At 56.9% G+C, this 16811-nt stretch carries 30 protein-coding genes; 15 read left to right on the forward strand and 15 right to left on the reverse strand.

Annotated elements, in window-relative coordinates; all coding sequences use genetic code 11:
• Positions 1-136: 136 nt before the first annotated feature.
• From Q9I99_RS02465 to Q9I99_RS02535, 15 genes are read right to left on the reverse strand one after another with little or no spacing between them, the layout of a single operon-like run.
• Positions 137-508 carry a Mor transcription activator family protein gene (locus Q9I99_RS02465; RefSeq protein ID WP_301668138.1) on the reverse strand — a complete coding sequence of 124 codons (372 nt, stop codon included), beginning with the start codon at positions 506-508 and terminating at the stop codon, positions 137-139.
• Positions 505-975 carry a regulatory protein GemA gene (locus Q9I99_RS02470; protein ID WP_301668139.1) on the reverse strand — a complete coding sequence of 157 codons (471 nt, stop codon included), beginning with the start codon at positions 973-975 and terminating at the stop codon, positions 505-507. The genes Q9I99_RS02465 and Q9I99_RS02470 overlap by 4 nt, the downstream gene beginning before the upstream one ends.
• 60 nt (positions 976-1035) lie before the next feature.
• On the reverse strand, positions 1036-1311 hold the full coding sequence (locus tag Q9I99_RS02475) for an HU family DNA-binding protein (RefSeq protein WP_301668140.1): 276 nt from the start codon (positions 1309-1311) through the stop codon (positions 1036-1038).
• A gap of 48 nt (positions 1312-1359) precedes the next feature.
• Positions 1360-1557, reverse strand: a complete 198-nt coding sequence (locus Q9I99_RS02480) for a hypothetical protein (protein WP_301668141.1) — start codon at positions 1555-1557, stop codon at positions 1360-1362.
• 2 nt (positions 1558-1559) lie between these two features.
• Complete coding sequence (locus Q9I99_RS02485; RefSeq protein WP_179946230.1) at positions 1560-2171, reverse strand: DUF3164 family protein; 612 nt, start codon at positions 2169-2171, stop codon at positions 1560-1562.
• Positions 2158-2574: a hypothetical protein gene (locus Q9I99_RS02490; RefSeq protein WP_301668142.1), complete on the reverse strand. Its 417-nt coding sequence runs from the start codon at positions 2572-2574 to the stop codon at positions 2158-2160. The genes Q9I99_RS02485 and Q9I99_RS02490 overlap by 14 nt, the downstream gene beginning before the upstream one ends.
• 9 nt (positions 2575-2583) lie before the next feature.
• Positions 2584-3090 carry an HI_1489 N-terminal domain-containing protein gene (locus tag Q9I99_RS02495; RefSeq protein WP_301668143.1) on the reverse strand — a complete coding sequence of 169 codons (507 nt, stop codon included), beginning with the start codon at positions 3088-3090 and terminating at the stop codon, positions 2584-2586.
• Positions 3087-3236, reverse strand: coding sequence for a hypothetical protein (locus Q9I99_RS02500; protein ID WP_023888072.1), 150 nt, complete (start codon positions 3234-3236; stop codon positions 3087-3089). Before Q9I99_RS02500 ends, Q9I99_RS02495 begins: the two co-directional genes overlap by 4 nt.
• A 3-nt stretch (positions 3237-3239) precedes the next feature.
• On the reverse strand, positions 3240-3515 hold the full coding sequence (locus Q9I99_RS02505; RefSeq protein WP_301668144.1) for a hypothetical protein: 276 nt from the start codon (positions 3513-3515) through the stop codon (positions 3240-3242).
• Between the two features lie 5 nt (positions 3516-3520).
• Entirely contained in the window at positions 3521-3664 is a 144-nt protein-coding gene (locus Q9I99_RS02510; RefSeq protein ID WP_023888069.1) for a hypothetical protein, read from the reverse strand.
• 1 nt (position 3665) lies between these two features.
• Positions 3666-4805 carry an ExeA family protein gene (locus tag Q9I99_RS02515; protein WP_301668145.1) on the reverse strand — a complete coding sequence of 380 codons (1140 nt, stop codon included), beginning with the start codon at positions 4803-4805 and terminating at the stop codon, positions 3666-3668.
• Position 4806: 1 nt separating this feature from the next.
• Entirely contained in the window at positions 4807-6585 is a 1779-nt protein-coding gene (locus tag Q9I99_RS02520) for a TnsB C-terminal domain-containing protein (protein ID WP_301668146.1), read from the reverse strand.
• Positions 6586-6588: 3 nt separating this feature from the next.
• Complete coding sequence (locus tag Q9I99_RS02525; RefSeq protein WP_301668147.1) at positions 6589-7434, reverse strand: hypothetical protein; 846 nt, start codon at positions 7432-7434, stop codon at positions 6589-6591.
• 34 nt (positions 7435-7468) lie between these two features.
• On the reverse strand, positions 7469-7756 hold the full coding sequence (locus tag Q9I99_RS02530; RefSeq protein ID WP_301668148.1) for a helix-turn-helix domain-containing protein: 288 nt from the start codon (positions 7754-7756) through the stop codon (positions 7469-7471).
• A gap of 1 nt (position 7757) precedes the next feature.
• Positions 7758-7985 carry a DNA-binding protein gene (locus Q9I99_RS02535; protein WP_009425435.1) on the reverse strand — a complete coding sequence of 76 codons (228 nt, stop codon included), beginning with the start codon at positions 7983-7985 and terminating at the stop codon, positions 7758-7760.
• Positions 7986-8042: 57 nt separating this feature from the next.
• Between Q9I99_RS02535 and Q9I99_RS02540 the strand changes: the two genes are divergently transcribed.
• From Q9I99_RS02540 to Q9I99_RS02610, 15 genes are all read left to right on the forward strand, one after another.
• Positions 8043-8387, forward strand: a complete 345-nt coding sequence (locus Q9I99_RS02540; RefSeq protein ID WP_301668149.1) for a hypothetical protein — start codon at positions 8043-8045, stop codon at positions 8385-8387.
• Between the two features lie 161 nt (positions 8388-8548).
• A complete protein-coding gene (locus tag Q9I99_RS02545; RefSeq protein ID WP_301668150.1) occupies positions 8549-8965 on the forward strand; it encodes a helix-turn-helix domain-containing protein in 417 nt (138 codons plus the stop codon).
• Between the two features lie 2 nt (positions 8966-8967).
• Positions 8968-10005 (forward strand): hypothetical protein, encoded by a 1038-nt coding sequence (locus tag Q9I99_RS02550; RefSeq protein ID WP_301668151.1) that lies wholly within the window; start codon positions 8968-8970, stop codon positions 10003-10005.
• Between the two features lie 72 nt (positions 10006-10077).
• Entirely contained in the window at positions 10078-10608 is a 531-nt protein-coding gene (locus Q9I99_RS02555; protein ID WP_301668152.1) for an N-acetylmuramoyl-L-alanine amidase, read from the forward strand.
• Positions 10605-10880, forward strand: coding sequence for a hypothetical protein (locus Q9I99_RS02560; RefSeq protein WP_064090640.1), 276 nt, complete (start codon positions 10605-10607; stop codon positions 10878-10880). The genes Q9I99_RS02555 and Q9I99_RS02560 overlap by 4 nt, the downstream gene beginning before the upstream one ends.
• Positions 10873-11139: a hypothetical protein gene (locus Q9I99_RS02565; protein WP_064087584.1), complete on the forward strand. Its 267-nt coding sequence runs from the start codon at positions 10873-10875 to the stop codon at positions 11137-11139. The genes Q9I99_RS02560 and Q9I99_RS02565 overlap by 8 nt, the downstream gene beginning before the upstream one ends.
• A complete protein-coding gene (locus tag Q9I99_RS02570) occupies positions 11117-11329 on the forward strand; it encodes a hypothetical protein (RefSeq protein ID WP_301668153.1) in 213 nt (70 codons plus the stop codon). The genes Q9I99_RS02565 and Q9I99_RS02570 overlap by 23 nt, the downstream gene beginning before the upstream one ends.
• Before the next feature lie 91 nt (positions 11330-11420).
• Entirely contained in the window at positions 11421-11705 is a 285-nt protein-coding gene (locus Q9I99_RS02575; protein WP_301668154.1) for a hypothetical protein, read from the forward strand.
• Positions 11684-11938: a TraR/DksA C4-type zinc finger protein gene (locus tag Q9I99_RS02580; protein WP_301668155.1), complete on the forward strand. Its 255-nt coding sequence runs from the start codon at positions 11684-11686 to the stop codon at positions 11936-11938. The genes Q9I99_RS02575 and Q9I99_RS02580 overlap by 22 nt, the downstream gene beginning before the upstream one ends.
• 2 nt (positions 11939-11940) lie before the next feature.
• A complete protein-coding gene (locus Q9I99_RS02585) occupies positions 11941-12264 on the forward strand; it encodes a membrane protein (protein WP_036495617.1) in 324 nt (107 codons plus the stop codon).
• Positions 12261-12566 (forward strand): hypothetical protein, encoded by a 306-nt coding sequence (locus tag Q9I99_RS02590; protein WP_009425424.1) that lies wholly within the window; start codon positions 12261-12263, stop codon positions 12564-12566. The genes Q9I99_RS02585 and Q9I99_RS02590 overlap by 4 nt, the downstream gene beginning before the upstream one ends.
• 2 nt (positions 12567-12568) lie before the next feature.
• Positions 12569-13120: a DUF3486 family protein gene (locus Q9I99_RS02595; protein WP_301668156.1), complete on the forward strand. Its 552-nt coding sequence runs from the start codon at positions 12569-12571 to the stop codon at positions 13118-13120.
• Complete coding sequence (locus Q9I99_RS02600) at positions 13117-14418, forward strand: terminase large subunit domain-containing protein (RefSeq protein WP_301668157.1); 1302 nt, start codon at positions 13117-13119, stop codon at positions 14416-14418. The genes Q9I99_RS02595 and Q9I99_RS02600 overlap by 4 nt, the downstream gene beginning before the upstream one ends.
• Position 14419: 1 nt before the next feature.
• The gene (locus Q9I99_RS02605; RefSeq protein ID WP_301668158.1) at positions 14420-15913 is read left to right on the forward strand and encodes a DUF935 domain-containing protein; all 1494 of its coding nucleotides are present in this window, start codon (positions 14420-14422) and stop codon (positions 15911-15913) included.
• Entirely contained in the window at positions 15910-16809 is a 900-nt protein-coding gene (locus Q9I99_RS02610; protein WP_301668159.1) for a phage head morphogenesis protein, read from the forward strand. The genes Q9I99_RS02605 and Q9I99_RS02610 overlap by 4 nt, the downstream gene beginning before the upstream one ends.
• Positions 16810-16811: the final 2 nt, after the last annotated feature.

Consider the following 16811-nt stretch of genomic DNA (forward strand, 5'->3'; position numbering starts at 1 on the left):
GGGTTTAAAAAAATACCTCCGAAGCCGGCATCGCCAAATTTACGTTTTAAGCGCGTTCGGGCGGCGGGATAAGCAAACGTACCAAACCGTAAAAAGACATCGGTCAGGAACGTTCCTGACCGACCTTGTGCGCGTTTTAATCTGTTTTACTCCCTTTGCCTTTCCCTTCATCGAACAAATCCTGCTGTGCAGCGTCGATTTTAGCCTGTCGTACCCGTTCGATGATGCGGTAAATCCACTGCTCCGAAAAACCGTACTCGCGTGCCAGCTGTTTTTGATTGGTGCCGTCAAACTTGTCAAAGATTTCTACGTCGCGCTCGTCGATATCCCACAGCACCCCGTGCGGGATATACAGGTTCTGTCCTCCCCATTCCCGTGCCATGCGTTTGGCTACATGGTTACCGATGGTTTTGGCCTGTTTTTTGTCCGCCACCCCGGCAGAATGCACTTCCTCTCCAACCTTGGCCGCCAAATCGGACAACAGCTCGGCCACCCTTGCATGCGTCATACCGACCTCCCTTCTACCCGTTTTTTCCATTGTTTCAAATGCTCGATTACCCGTGAGGCATCGTCCACGCTCAGCCAGCCCTGATAGTCCACGCCGGTCATGCGGCTGACGAAACGGGCCAGGCTCAATTCGCTCGGGCTACGCACCGCGCCCAAGCGGTGCAGCTCCAACCACAGGGCGCGTATTTTTTTGATTTGCGCGTCCATTCCGTCCGCTGCCTCGCGCACCGGGATATCCCGTCTGCCGCTCTCGGCCTGCGCCTTAGTGGTGACCACGAAGCCCTGCGCCTTCATGCCGCGCAGCGCCAGTTCCAGCTCCTCCAACGACAGTTTGGTGCTGCTGGTCTTGCCGCCCGATATGTTGGACAGCAGCCTGCGGTAGGCGGCATCGCCCAGCATCAGCTGGTTTTTGGCTATGTGCAATAGCTTAATCAGGCGGGCTTTCTTTTGGGCTTTGGGTTCACGCATTTGGACTCTCCTAATGTTCCACTGATGCCGCCGCACTGTGGCAGCGGCATGGGTTGAACATTACACTTTAACCAAGTCTTTGAGCTTATCGCTCGGGGCAAACTTCACTTTGCGTTTGGCCGGAATCTCGACCAGCTCGCCGGTTTGCGGGTTGCGGCCGGTACGTGCGGCCGTCGTGATTACCTTGAACGTCCCGAAGCCGGGCAGGATTATCCGGTCGCCTTTGGCCAAAGCCTCCGTGATACTGTGTTGCACGGCTAGCAGCGCGATTTCAGCATCGGTCCGGCTCAATTCGCCGTGTTCGGCAATGGCTTTGATTAACTCTGATTTAGTCATGGTTTAACTCCTGTTTAAATTGCGGCAGGCCGTGCCGCTCGGTATTGCTTATTGGGTGGTATATTCCCGAAACTCTTTGCCGGTTATTGACTTAACCTCACGCTTAATCAACTCCAAGGCAATCAGGCTGATATCCTGTGCAATGGTGCCGCCGTCTTCGCCCGGGTCAGGCAAGCGCTCGTCCGATTCCAACTTGAGCAGGATACCTTGCGGAGCATCGGCGATCATGATGGTTACGGTGGCCATTACTACACCTTCGCAATATCCAAATTCATCAAGCGATACTCGCCGTTGGCATCGCGCTCGTGTACCCGCACAAAGGCCTTGCTGGTATGCACCTGCAGGCTGTCGCTCAATGCATCCATCGCGCGTTGCCATTTCTCGTCGCTGATGTCCAGACGGCGCAGCCCCAGCACGCGGGCGGTGCTGATATTGCCGTCGCGGTCGGTGGCGAAGGCGGCGTTGATGATGGCCAGCAGCTCTGGGCGGCTGCCTTCCGAGTATTCGCGGATACATTCGTCAATCAGCACTTTGGCAGCGGCCAGCCCTTCATCGAATACCAGGGCATCTTGCATTGCCAGCTGCACGCGGTATTGACCGTCAAAACTGTGCAGGCGGATATTGCCCTTCTTGCCGCCCAGCGAGGTGCCGTACTGGTTGGCAGAGAGTTCGGCAAAGGCCGCAATCTCGTCCATCGCCCAGCGGCGGTATTCCTGCAATTCTTCCTGTACCGCGCGGGCGCGGGCGGTAATTTTCTGCACCAGCTCGTCGCGCAGCAGATCAATCGGGCGGATGTTGGCAATCGGCACCAGATTGCCGCGTGCGTCCTTCTTGTATTGGCTCATATCAATTTGGCTCATCTTCATTCCTTCCATCGTCTAAAAATTGGTTTCGTTCAATCATCTTGTCGGCCAGCATGCCTAACATTGCGGCCAAACGCTTTTTGTTTCTGGCTATTTCCTCTTCCGTCCACACCTTTTTCGGGGCTTCCAGCTGCGGCGGGGGCGGCACGGGCGGGATGCAGGCAATCAGCATTTTCGGGGTCGGCCAGCGGTCTACGGTTGCCCATAACGCGCCGAAGGCCTGTCGGATGCGCGGTACGTCGCGCTCGTCGTCCCAGGCGATCGGCAGCGAATCGAAAGCGGCAATCCATGCCAGATACGTCCCGTCGGCCGCATCGAGCGGCGGATGCCCAGGCAACCGCATGGCGAACATGTGCTGGATGCCGGACACCAAGGCATTGTTTACTTCTTTGGTCATCATTTCGGGTCATCATCGCTTAAACTTCTCACCGGCTGCGGCCGCTTGTAGGGTGCTGCTGGCCACGGTCTGTTGTTGCTGGTTAAGGCTGCCTGAAAGGGCGGTATCCGCTGCCGGAGCCAAGGCCGTGCCGCTGGTTTTGTCCGGCGTCCAGAAGGTCAGGTTCTCCAGCAGGAAGCCGTGGCTGGTCAGCGGCGGGGTCAGCCTGCTGCTGTCGCGGGCTTCGATAACGCGGTTAAACGCCCAAATCCATGCCTCGCACGGCGCGGGGTAAATCTGCCGCTTGCGGGTAATCTCGCCCGCCTGAATCAGTGGTACCAGCTCGCCCAGCAGCTTGGCCGCCCGAGCCCAGCTCAGGTCGCGCTCGCCCGGGCGGAACAGGCCGAGATAGCGCAGCGCGGCTTTGGTCAGCTCGTCGGAGATACCGGCCAGCGCCACCAGCAGGTTGCGCGCCTCGTCGTGGGTAATCAGCACCTCAAGGCTGGCGCTGGCGCCGCAGCAGGGGCAACGGGTTTTCATGACTGCTCCCGGTTGATAAAGATGTCGTCGTATCGGTTAAAGGCGGCCATACACACCACCACCAGCAGCATAGCCGCCACCGTCAGCACCAACACGCCGGAGACGATGCTAGCCAAATACCAGATAAATTTTGCTACGGTTACCATGTCTTATTCCTCTACTGGTTCATACACAATCCCGCGCATCCGCTCTTGATCGCTCATGCGTTCGTACACTGCTACCGTTTCGGCGACCTCACTCTCAGCTTGCCGCTCTTTGGCTGCCAGCCGTGCCGCTGCCGTATCCGGCTGTCCCACCAGCTGCCGATGGGCTGTCGGCTGCGGGGTGCAGCTGCCGTCCATGGCGGCATAGGCCACTGCCACGATGGCGGCAATTAACCAGTTCCGAGCTTCGCGGCAGGCAACGTTTTTTAATTCCGGACACATGGTTGTTATCCTTTCCAACTGATGCGGATATAACGCACCGCTTCGCCGATACCGATGCCGATGATGACCAGTGCCAGCGCCAAGGTCAGCGCGTTGCCGAGCACCTGCCAGCAGCTTGCCTGTACAAACCAGTTCCAAAATGCACTCATCTCACACCCCCCTTACCATATCGCCGTCCACCGGCATCTGCAGCTCGGCCGCCTGATTCATTGAGGCACTAACTAGGTTATTGACTGCCAGCGGGTAGAGCAGGCTGTGTTCTTCCACCCCGCGCCCGCTGCGGCCGCGCACCGTCAGCCGTTCGGCCACCGCGTCAATCGCGCTCTCGTCCATAATTTTGGTGATGTCGCCGCCGGCGCGTTCGATTTTGTGTTTCAGGTAGCCTGCCAGCCGTCCGTCGGTCAGTGGCAAGAGCGTCACCACCTCGCAGCGCTGCACCACTTCGCGCACCACTGGGTTGTTTTCACTGAGCTTCTGCGCCAGTTCGGTCTGGCCGATCAGTACGATACCGAGCAGGCGGTCAAAACCGTTCTTCAATTCAAAAAAGCGTTTCAGATGTTTCAGGGTCGGAATCGGCAGGCCGTGTGCCTCTTCAATCATCAGCACATGTTTGTTGCCCGCTTTCGCGCTCTCCTGCAGGGCGCGGTGGATTTGGCGGAAACGTGCTTCCGAATCGCGGTAGGGTCGGGTGCCGGGCGATACGGCTTCCAAGATGGCGGCGGCAATGTGCGCGGCTTTCAGGGTTTTGCCCTTCACATCGTTATCTTCCATCGCCAGCACATACGGTTCGATGGTGATCACCTGCCTGCCTTCACGGTTGATGCGGTCTTGCAGGTCTTCGCGCAGGGTGGACTTGCCCGCGCCGCTTTCGCCGACCACCGCCACAAAGCCGCCGTGGCAGGCCGTCTGAAACATCGCCTCGCGCACATAGCGCACATCAGGGGTCATATACACGTCTTCCGCGCTGCGGATTTCGTCGTTGAACGGGTCGCGTACCAGGCCGAAATAACGGCGGGTGGCTTGGGTCAAAGTGGCTTTTCGTAGTAACATATCGTCGTCCTCGCTTTCATTAGGGTGGGCAGGTGCGGTTTCCGGTTCGTTTTCCAGACATTGCGGAATGTCCGCACCATTCGTTTCAAAATACTGCTTCAAACTCTCGCGCAGCTCGGCTGCGCCTTTTTTCGGCCATTCGCCGTGGTTGATTACCGCCACCAACCTGGGCTTGCTGCAGCCGATTTCGGCGGCGGCCACGGCGTACGATTTGCCGATTTTTCTAAATGCTTCCTTCATCTCATGCCCCTTTCACAATCCGCAGGCTGCCTGCGGTTCTCAGGCGGCCGAATACCTCTTCGATTTGGCTGGTGGCCACCCCGTCCGGGTACAGCCGTTGCAGGGTTTTTACCGCCGCGCCCCAGTTGCCGCCGGCCGCTTCGATGCGTGGTTTGAGCAGCTTGGCCAGCTCGACCTTGCTCAACACCTGCTCGCGCACTTCCATCGTGTTGTAGGCCATCTGTTGCCCTTGCTTGGGCATATACAGGGTGTTGGCGGCGGCCAGCGTGTCTTCCTGATGTTTGAACGGGTCGATTTCGCCGCCGAAGGGCACCGCCTTGCCTTTGCGTTTGGCCGCTGCCGCTTCCAGCGTGTCGGCCTGCATCGCCAGCTTGTCCAGTTCTTTGGCGTGGCTTTGGGCGGTGGTGTCGGCCTGCCCTTTGTATTCCGCTCCGATGACTGCGGCATCAGCCCTGAAGCCCATGTCGTCAAACACCACCTCCGGCACCGCCTGCCAGATTTCGTTGCCCTCGCCGTCGTAAGTGGCGATACGCGCGCCGGTCGGCTCCCACGGGTTCTTGGCCACCAGCAGTTTCTGCCCCACCAGCACGCCCTTGATGTCTTTCACGCTGTACACCCGGCCGCCGAAGCGGATTTCCAGATCGGGCGACACTTTGGCTTCTTTCGGCGCAGAAACGGCCAGCTCGCGGCAGTAATCGGCAGGCGGCGGCAGAATCAGCTGCTCGGCCTTGATTTTGTTCCATGCCTGATAGCGGGTCAGGCCGTGCCGACTGTGAATCTGAGTACCGTTGTAGTAACGCATCCAGCGTTCGGCCAGGCGGTTCAGCTGCCCGATGTCGTGCACCTCGGTAAAGCGCAGGCTGCTTTCAAACGCCGTTTCCACAATGTCGTTGCCTTTTTCTACCTGTCCTTTGGCGCGCGGGTTGCCCGGCTTGTTGATCTGCACATGCACATCCAGCGACTTGCACAGGTTTTTAAACGCTGCCGAGGTATTCGCACTGCCCGGGTCGAGCATCACCATGCGCGGTACACCGCGGAACGGGTCTTTCAAGACATCCTGTTTCTCCTGCATCATGAAGATAAAAAAATCACACAGGTTGGCACTGGTCTCGCCACCGAAGTAGTAGCGGGCGAGAATGGTGCCGCTGGCGTGGTCGGTGCCGGTGTAGCGCCACACGCGGTCGTTTTCGATTTTGACCACGTTTTTCGGTTTGTTTTTGTAGAACTCTTCCTGCTTCATTACCCGCAGGCCGCTGTCCTCGCCGCTGCGCGGCAGGTAGTAGAGCACGCACAGGCTGGGGTCGATCTGCCAGCAGTGGTTCGGGTGTTCCGATTTCATGCGGTTTACCGGCGCGGGCTGCAGCAGTTGGTCGGGGTGCAGCTTGTATTCGCGCAGGGCGCGGGTAACCGTGCTCTCGGACAAGGGCAGCACCTCGCCAGTTTCCTCATCCACGCGGGCGGCGTCGATTTTGCCGTTGGCGCGCAGCATCTCCACTGCGCGGGCGACCGACATCAGCCGTTTGCCGTTGCGCCGCATCGCCTCCATCAGCACGGCCGAAATCAGCTGTGCCTCGTGCAGGCTTAATTCCGAGCGGCCGGCATCGCTGCGCCGTTTGCGGCAGGGCTTCACGCTGACCGCTTCCAGCTTGCGGTACAGCGTGGCCACGCTGATGCCCAGCTCGGCCGCCTGGCTTTTCAGGTAGCCTGCCTTCTCGCCGTGGCCGAGGGTGGCTGCATGAGCGGCCACGGCAGCTAGTTTCTCGGTCAATGCAGGGTTCATGGTTTACTCCCCGTCCAGCCATTCCGGCTTGGCGTTGGTCGGCGCTTCTTGCGGCAGGGTAAAGCGTTCGCGCAGGGTTTCGGCATCTCGAATGATTTGGTTGATGGCTGCCACCATCTGCGGGCGGTGGTCGTAGCCGTTGGCTTCGCCGTGTGCCAGCATCTGTTCGAAGACCTCGGAAAAGCGGCTCAAGTCGCTGCGGGCGGCCACTTCCAAACTGGAGAGCTGCATGGTCAGCTCGCTGCCCACGTCTTCGGGGCTCGGCTCTTTGCCCGTCTGCTTCTTGGCCAGCTTCTCGGCCAGCTCGTCCACCTTCTTGTTTTTGTCGGCGATGATTTTGTCTTTGGCCTCGGCGGTTTCGCGGCTTTCGCGCAGGGCGGCGCGGAGTTCGTTGCGGGTCATGCGGTCAATGTCGTCTAGGGTGTGTCCGTTGATGTCGCCGCCGTCGGCCAGTTCTGCCAGAGCCTCGTCTTCCTCTACCAGCAGCTCCAGCAGTTTGGATTTGCCCAGCTCCATCAGCTTGGGTGCGGCCTTCTGCATTTGCGGGGTAGCAAAGCGGCGGGTGGCATTCATTAAACGGGCAGTCTCACGGTAGTGCAGCCCTAATTCTTCTTCTGTAATCTCGCGGAATCGGCCATGCTCCGTGTGCTCTTTCAGCACAATTAAAGCCCGCCCTAGCTCAAACATTCCTTCCAAGGTCTTACGTGCCGCTTGCCTAGCACGCTCCACCCATCGTTCCTCGTTGTAACTCTCGCCATTCCCCCATTGTTCCATCACCATCACGCTGTTCATCGCCGCGTGGTTGGCTGCCATATTAAGGGTGTCGTGTTCGATAATTTCTTTACTCATGTTGGTTCTCCAAAAGTGACGCCAGCGTCACTTTTCAAAATCTGTTCACACGCTGGTCGGTTTCTTCCAACTTGCCTTTTAGATATTCGGTCTGCCGTCTGAAGCGTTCGGCAATCTGAAGAGTCTTCACGCTGTAGGCGAAATTGCCGTTATCCAGCTTCACCACTAGCCCCGCCTCAATCAAATCCTCCAGTTCGCGGGTAACGTAAGACGGGTTAAGGTCTAGGCCGTCGGCGATTTCCTTGTTGCTGATGCCGATTAGCGGGTGCGCTTCCAATGCCTTGAAGACACTCAGCAGCCGCTGTCCTTTTCCGCTCGCCATATCAATCCTCCGGTTGCTCTTTCAGTCCCAATTTAATCGCCGCCTCGTGCGCCATACCGCGCCGGCCTTTCAGCTGGCCGCGCAGCAGGTGCTCCACCACCGTGCGCTCAAAGCCGAAATACCTTGCCCATGCGCTGCGGTTGATGCCGTGCCGTACAAAGTACCGCTGTGCCGACTGTGTTGTCTGCGGATAGGGCAGCGGTAGAAATTTGTCATGTTGCTTACTCATTTAGTGCCTACCTGTGTTAATCTGTGCTAATCGTTTATTCCAAGGAGTCCCGACGCCATGCATATCGACAATGCCCCTGGGGTTTCTACTGCCGAAGAACATATTGCTGAGCTATACCGCCGGATAGATAGGTTAAGTGACCGTATTGAGAGTCTCGACTTGGTGTTCTATCCCATTTGCCTCGCCATCCGTTTGCGGTCTCCCCTTTTCTTTGATGAAATCACGTCCGGAATGGAAACCGTCCATCGACAGAAAATAAAAGAGGCTGCGGAGGCGGATTCTCCGATTGATCCTAATAAGGTCTATGCTTTGGAACGCTTCTTAGCGACAGCCAAGCTTGTTCGAGAGAGTGCCGAAAATGTTCAATCCGAAGTTGCCGCTGCCGGGAAGCCAGCCGGATAAAAGCCTTTCTCTTCCGGCCCAAGGCCGCTTGGATTTCCTGACATATGATTCGACGCAATTCTTGTTCAGTCATTTTTCGTCCTTTTCTGTGTCGGATTGGTTTTAACTGTGGTGTTGCGTGTAGAATAATCTACATTTGTAGTTTTAGCAAGGGGAGAATTGTGAATTTTGTAGATTTTTTGTACAGAATAAAGCAAGAGCTTGATTTAAAACAAGATAAGGATGTGGCTAATTTTTTAGGATTAGAGATAAAAGCATTTTCAGCAAGAAAAGCAAGGAATTCGGTGCCTGAAGATAAGTTGCGTCTAGCCGCAATTGCACATCCTGATATGAAGATTGATGTTGACTATATTTTGACTGGCACTCGATCTAGCCAAACGGAAATAGTGAGAGCCCCATCCCCGAGTTATACAGACAAGAGGCTACCTGAAAAATCTACACCCAGCCTGAGCGAGGAAGAGCGGGAGCTGCTGGCCTTGTTCCGCCAGTCCAGCGAGCTTGGCCGCGCCGTCATCATGAGCGCCGCCCGTGGCGCAGAGAAAAAAGAAACCGCATCTGCGGCTGACCAAGTAGCTTGACTATGAAGCTGGATTGGTTGGCAACGTTTGATGAGGCTTTAAAATTGAAGCCACAGTTTTCCATCAATTACCATGAAGACCTATATTGGCTTTTTTTATATAAAATACATCAATATATATGTTCTTATGGCATTGAGGCGAAGCCGTATTTCGGCCGTCCGGCGCTATCTAGGATATGGGAGATTGAACATTATCAGCAGAAACTCCCGCACCGTATCAATGTCTTCGGACTACCTTATCACTACATAGAACACACTTATCGGAACGGATTCAACGGTGAGAGCGGCATCCCAGCCAGTTTCAACTATCCAAGTAATGGATACCAATACAATATATTGGAATTTGCAGAATATCCTCAATTGCTGATTGGTAATTTTGGCTTTGTTCTGGAAAACAAACATATTGCAACTCATATAGATATTCCCAAACCATTGAACTTGATAGGTGTTGTCAAGTTTCAAGAATACAAAACCCGATTCATCTACTCTTGGATAGGGGTGTTTCTTCGAATACCGCCGCTTAAGCCGTTGCCGAACCAGCTAATAACAGTGCCCCCTTTGCAATATCATTATGCGTATGGCAGCCAATTTATGCGGTATTACGCCAACAGCGATTACTTCCAAGATGAGAACGAGTTGAGAGCCAAGCATGGTTTTCCCAAAAAAGGGACACGAGGTACTGGGGAGCTTATTCTTTATCGTACAGTAAGCTCTATTTTTGATAATGAACCTGTTAAACGGCATTACCGTGGCAGGGAGCTGCAGGGGTATGAGATTGATATATGGCTACCTGAAAGAAGGGTGGGCTTTGAATTTCAAGGAGAGCAACACTTTAAAGAGGTCAAACATTGGCATGGCACAGATGGATTTCAAAAGCAAAAAGAGAGAGATAAAATCAAGAAAAAATTATTTAAAAAACTTGGGTATACAGTTATTTACCTGCGCAAAGAAGATGATTTAAGCAAAGAAGGCGTTTTACGATGTTTACGGGCTGCTGATATATTGCGACCCGTCCCTGAATTTTTCCAAAATGATTTTTAAACCCGTTTAAAAGACCTCCGGCACCCAAATCAGCCACAATCCCTGCATCAACACCGATGCAGGGATTTTCTTATGTATATCACCATTATCGCAGGACACAGTAACACCGACCCCGGCGCCGTCAACGGCAGCGACCGCGAGGCCGACATCGCGCAAGACATGCGCAACATCGTCGCTTCCATCCTCCGCACCGACTTCGGATTGGAGGTCAAGACCGACGGTGAGGGCAAGGGTAACCTGCCTTTGCGCGAAGCAGTCAAGCTCATTAAAGGCAGCCGTCTGGCCGTCGAGTTCCACACCAACGCGGCGGTCAACAAGACAGCCACCGGTATTGAAGCCTTATCTACACCAAAAAACAAAGCCGCCTGCCAGCGCCTGTGCCGAGCGGTGGAGCAGGCCACAGGTTGGAAGCTGCGCGGCGAAGACGGCTACAAGCCCGACAATGCCGGCCAGCACAGCCGCCTAGCCTATGCTCAAGCCGGCGGCATCATCTTCGAGCCGTTCTTTATCTCTAACGACGCGGATTTGGCGTTGTGGAAGCAGCGCAAATGGCCGATCTGCCGCGCCATTGCAACCGCCATTGCCGAGGAGGTTCAATCATGAAAATCACTTCTAAAGACGGGAAATTCTTTGTGTTCGATGCAACCGAGAGCCTGTTGGTTAATATTCTGCGCAACTTGTTTACCCTTTCTATTCTGGCCTTCTGCATCTACATCAGTCGGGGCTCGACATGGTGGACATTTGTCAGCGGCTTAATGTTCATCGTTGGAATATTCAGCTGGCTGTTCGGTCAACTCAACCGGGTGCTTACCTTTAATTCATGGGATGAATTCCGCGCTTGGGTCGAGCAGCAGGAGAAAAGCCGCCATGAATAGCCTTAAAAACTGGCTGGCCGGCGCGTTTACCAACCCGTCCAGCGGCCAAGCCAGCCATACCAAGGTATGGGCCAACGTGGCCTACGCCGTGATGACTTACAAATTTGTCATGGCACCCGAACCGGTGGAGTGGATGTGGTGGAGCTACGGCTGCATTGTGGGCGGCTACGCCCTCATCAAGCGTGGCCTATCCATCATCCCGCAGCTGGAACAGATCAAACAACAGGGAGATCAAAATGTGGATGCTACCGACGAATAAATCTTTGCTGTACGCACTCGGCATCGGCCTGACATTGGCCAGCGTATACGGTGCGGGCTACACCCACGCCCGCCGTCTCTACCGCGCCGAAATCGCACAGCTGCAGCAGCGTCATGCCGAGCAGGCGCTGGCCACCGAACAAGCCTACAGCGCCAAGCTGGCCGAAGTCAGTGCGGAAAAACAGAAGTAGCACGACTTCGCACAGCAGCAATCGGTCAAGCTGGCCGAAACCTCCCGTCAATTGGACACCCAAACCACACGCATCAAACAGGAGATAGCGAATGCAGTCAAAAACGATCAAAGCAGCGGCCGTTGTTACAGCGGCCTTGGTGCTGGCGGCCTGCAGCTCTATAAACAAGCCCTTGGCTACACCGATTAAGGTGGTGGAGCGCCCGGTGCTGCCCCCCGCTGCTGCCGAACTGTTGGCCGAGCATCCGCGCCCGGCGCCGCCGGTTTCAGGCAGCCCCACCGATTTGCTCAATCACGCCGCCGACTACGGCGCATGGTGCGGCAAACGCGACACCCAAGTGCGCGGGTGGCAGGAATGGTATCGGAGAAAGCAGTAATGGATATTTCAGACAGAGCCACCCGGCAGGAGGAGCTGGCGCGTGAGGAGGCACTACGCCAAATCAGGCTACCTGAAAACGAGCATGGCGAGTTTCGCCAAAACCCGGCCGCCACCTCGCTCTTGTACTGCGTGGATTGCGGTGCCCGCATCCCCAAACGTCGCCGCCTGGCCGTCCCCGGCTGTACCCGCTGCGTGGGCTGCCAGGCATACCAAGAAATCGGATACCCATAATGATGGAAAACAAAACCTTTATCAGCATTGAGTTCTGGCAGCTAGTCGGATTCCTGCTCTCTTTCCTCGGCGTGTGCTGGGGCTTCGGCAAGATGTTGTTAGCGCAGTTTCAAAACCAGCAGGCCGAGCGGCAGCGGCAGTTTGAGACCATGCGGCAAAAACTGGAGAGCATGGATAACCAGTTCGCCGAGCAAAAGGCCATCCTGCCGGAAAAGTATGTCCTGCGCGAAGACTACATCCGCAACCAAGCCGTGCTGGAAGCCAAGATGGACAGCATCCAGCACACACTAACCGACCTGTACAAAATAGAAAGCCAAAAGAAATGAACGACAAAGCCCGCAGGGAAGGGATGCGCTGGCATCTGATCAACACCCTGAACAAAGCCCGGCCGTACACCTCCAGCGAAGTGTTTCTGTTGGACGTGATGCGCGGCATTTATCCCGATGCCACCGCATTGGAGCTGCGCCAGCAGCTCGAATACCTGAGCGACCGCCGCCTGATCGATCTGACCAAGCAGCCTGCCGGCATGTGGTTTGCCGACCTGACCCGGCTCGGTGTGGACTTGGCCGAATACACCATCGACTGCCAGCCCGGCATCGCCCGACCGGACAAATACTGGGAGGGCTGATCATGGCACGCCGCAGCACCATTGCCCTGTTGCCGGATGATGTCCGCCACGAGTTCGAACGCCGGCTGGCGGCCAATGCGTTCGGCAACTATACCGAGCTGACAGAATGGCTGAACGCACAGGGTTACGAAATCAGCCGTGCGGCCGTACACCGCTACGGCCAAAAGGTCGAGCGCCGATTTGCCAGCATCAAGGCCAGCACCGAAGCCGCCCGTCTGATTGCCGAGGGCGCATTCGATGAAGGCGACACCCGTTCCGAAGCCCTGATGGCGATGTTGCAGACTGAGCTGTTCGATGCATTGGTCGCCATTGGCGAGATACCGGATACCGAACTGAATGTGGTTGACCGCTTCGGCATGATGTCGGAGGCAGCCAAAAAAATTTCGGCACTCACTTCGGCCAGCACCCGTCTGAAGCAATGGCAGAGCAACCTGAAAGAGAAGATGGATGCCAAGTTTGCTGCGCTCGAAGCCGAATCGGCCAAGCAGGACAGCGGCCTCGACCCGGAAACGCTCAAACGCATCAGGCAGGAAGTATACGGGGTGTTTTCATGACACAGTCGGCCTTAACCCTCTATCCCTACCAGCAGCGCTGGCTGGCCGACCACAGCCGCTTCAAAGTCGGTATGTTTGCCCGCCAGACGGGCAAAACCTTTACCACCACGCTGGAAATCGTGTTGGACTGCTTAGATGCTGAATCGCAAGGCAAACGCACGCGCTGGGTCATCCTATCACGCGGCGAGCGGCAGGCGAAAGAAGCAATGAACGAAGGCGTGAAACGCCATCTGGAAGCGGCCGGCGTAGCCTGCGAAGTGATGCAGGTGCCGTTCGACGCCACCACCAACGCCCTAGAAGTGGTGCTGCCCGGCGGCAGCAAGATTACCGCGCTGCCCGCCAATCCCGACACCGCCCGCGGTTTCTCGGCCAATGTGTTTCTCGACGAGTTTGCCTTCCATAAAGACAGCCGCGAAATTTGGAAGGCGCTGTTCCCGGTCATCTCTGCCGGCTGGAAGCTGCGCGTGGTTTCCACGCCGAACGGCAAGGGCAACAAATTCTACGAGCTGGTTACCGACGAAAAGAATAAGGAATGGAGCCGCCACATCATCGATATCCATCAGGCAGTGGCCGACGGTTTGCCGCGCGATATCGAACAGCTGAAGGCCGGCCTGAACGATGATGATGCCTGGGCGCAGGAGTTCGAGCTGCAATGGTTGGACGAAGCCAGTGCCTGGCTGTCCTATGATCTGATTCACGGGGTGGAAGATGAGCAGGCTGGGCTACCTGAAAACTACACCGGCAATCCTTGTTATGTCGGCGTCGATATCGGCATCCGCAACGACCTATTTGTGATTTGGGTGTTGGAGCAGGTGGGCGACGTGATGTGGACGCGCGAACTGATTACCCGCCGCCGCGCCAGCTTCGCCGAGCAGGGCGTCCTGCTGGACGAGGTGTTCGAACGCTACCGCGTACTGCGCTGCTGCATGGATAAAACCGGCATGGGCGAAAAGCCGGTGGAAGACGCGCAACGCTGCCATGGAGAGAGCAGGGTAGAAGGCGTGCTGTTCAACACCTCTTCCAAACTGGCGCTGGCCACTATCGGCAAAGAGGCGTTCGAAGATAAGAAAATCCGTATCCCTATCGACCAACACCTGCGCAGCGACCTGCACAAGTTGCAAAAAACCACCTCTGCCACCGGCGCACCGCGCTTTGTGGCCGAATCCGATGCCAACGGTCACGCCGACCGAACTTGGGCGTGCTTTCTTGCTCTTAATGCCGCCGACGGTGAGACCGGCCCGGTACGTGTGGCCAGCCGTAAAATCCGCCGCCGCAGCCCCTTAACCCGAGGATACTGATATGGCCAAACCCCACTTCAAACTCAAAACCGCCAACGGTGCGGTCAAACTGACCGCCGCCGACCTGACCGCCCACCTCGCCGTTGCCCAACGCTTTTGGGGCATCGGCGGCTTCGGCGGCTATCTGCCCAATCCCGACCCCGTGTTGAAAAAGCTCGGGCGCGAGATCTCGGTTTACCGCGAGCTGCTGTCCGACCCGATTGTCGCTGGTCATGTGCGCCGCCGGAAGTCGGCAGTGGCCGGCATGGAATGGCGCATCGAAGCCAACGGTGCGCCTGACACGGTTTGCGACACCATTGCCAAGCTGTTCTCCGGTTTTGACCTGTACCGCCTGATCAACCAAATCCTAGATGCCACCCTGTACGGCTATCAGCCCTTGGAAATCATCTGGCAGCAGGGCAGCCTGTGGCTGCCGTCCGAAATCGTGGCCAAGCCGCAGGAGTGGTTTCAGTTCGACCAAGACGGGCAGCTGCGCTTCCGCCTTTCAGGCAGCCTGAATGACGAACCGGTACCAGCCTTTAAATTCCTATGCCCGACCCACAATGCCAGCTACATCAATCCCTACGGTATCGGCGATTTGTCCTGCATCTACTGGCCGACCATCTTCAAACGCGGCGGCCTGAAATTCTGGGCGGAGTTCTCGGAGAAGTTCGGCGCACCGTGGATCATCGGCCGCGAGCCGCGCAGCAATACCGACCAAGACACCGACCGCCTACTGGATGCTCTGGAACAGCTAATCGGCAACTCGGTGGCCACCATTCCCGATGACTCCAGCGTCGAAATTAAAGAGGCGGCGGGCAAACAGGGCAGTGCCGATGTGTACGACCGATTTATCCGCTACTGTCGCTCCGAAATCGCCATTGCGCTGCTCGGCCAAGACCAGACCACCGAAAAAGACAGCACCCACGCCAGTGCCACCGCCGGCTTGGAAGTAACCAAAGACATCCGCGACAACGATTGCCGCATCGTCGAAGGCTGCCTGAACCGGCTCATTGACTGGATCTGCGGTTTCAACTTCGCTGCCGACGCCCCGCGCCCGCAATTTGTCTTGTATACAGAAGAGGCAGGCGACAAGACCTTGGCCGAACGCGACCAAATCCTGACCGGCTGCGGTGTCCGATTATCCGAAAGCTACTGGAAACGCGCCTACAACCTGAGCGACGACGATATCGTTCAGGTAGCCTCTCCGCCAAATGCGACGCCGGCGTCACATTTGGCCGACTTCGCCGAACACCGGCCGGCTGCCGATGCCGGCTTGGTCATCGACACCCTCGCCCCTCTTTCAGGTAGCCTCAACGTACAAGGGCAGGCATTAACCGATATCTTGCTTGGCAGCCTGAAACAGGGGGCGGCTACGCCCGAAGCGGTACTGGACAGGCTGACCGCCGCTTATGCGAATATGGATGATGCCGCGCTTCAAGAGGAGTTGGCACGCTTAATCTTCCTGGCCGAACTGGTCGGCAGGGTGGAAGCCGCTGAGGAACTGAACAGATGAATCCAGAAGACATCAAAGTCATCTTCGGCATGCAACCCGAAGCCGCCGTGGCCTATCTGCAGCAGAAAGGCATCAACGTATCATGGGACTGGCAGGACATGCTGGACGATGCGCACGCTACCGCCTTCACCGTGGCCAAAACCGCCGGCATGGATGTGGTCGGCGACATCTATGCCGCCGTGGCCAAAGCCGCCGAAAGCGGGCAGACCTTGGAGCAGTTCAGCGAGCGGCTGACACCCGTGCTGCAGGCCAAAGGCTGGTGGGGCAGGCAGGACGTGCCGCACCCGGACACGGGCGAAATCCAAACCGTGCGCCTGGGCAGCCCGCACCGCCTGAAAACCATCTACCTGACCAATATGCAGTCGGCCTATATGGCCGGGCGTTATGCCGAGATGATGGATGCAGTGGATACTCACCCTTACTGGGAATACGTGGCAGTCAACGACGAGCGCACCCGCGAGACCCACCGCCTGCTGCACGGCAGCGTTTATGCCGCCGACGACCCGGTGTGGGACAGCCTGTATCCGCCCTTGGACTACCGCTGCCGGGTTCGACCCTTATCGCGCAGCCGGGGGGAGGGAAGAGTGCAGCCCAGCCCGCCGCTGGAAACCCAAACCGTGGACATCGGTGTCAACCAATATACCGGCGAAGAACGCCATGCCCAGCGCACCGGCATCCGCATCAACGGCAAATTCGTCGCCCCCAATGCCGGCTTCAATGCCAACCAAGGAAAAGCCATGCTCTCGCGCATGGCTTCGGTGGCGGTGGATAAGGCGCAGGCCGCCCATCCCGATATTGCCCGTGTGGCGCTGCGACAGATGATGGGCAACGAGCGTTTCAAATCCTCGCTCAATGCCGCCCAGCTGGCTTGGGTAATCGATTTATTGAAAGGATGACG

The organism is Neisseria basseii, from assembly GCF_962707005.1.
In the GTDB taxonomy this organism is placed as follows: Bacteria; Pseudomonadota; Gammaproteobacteria; order Burkholderiales; family Neisseriaceae; genus Neisseria; species Neisseria bergeri.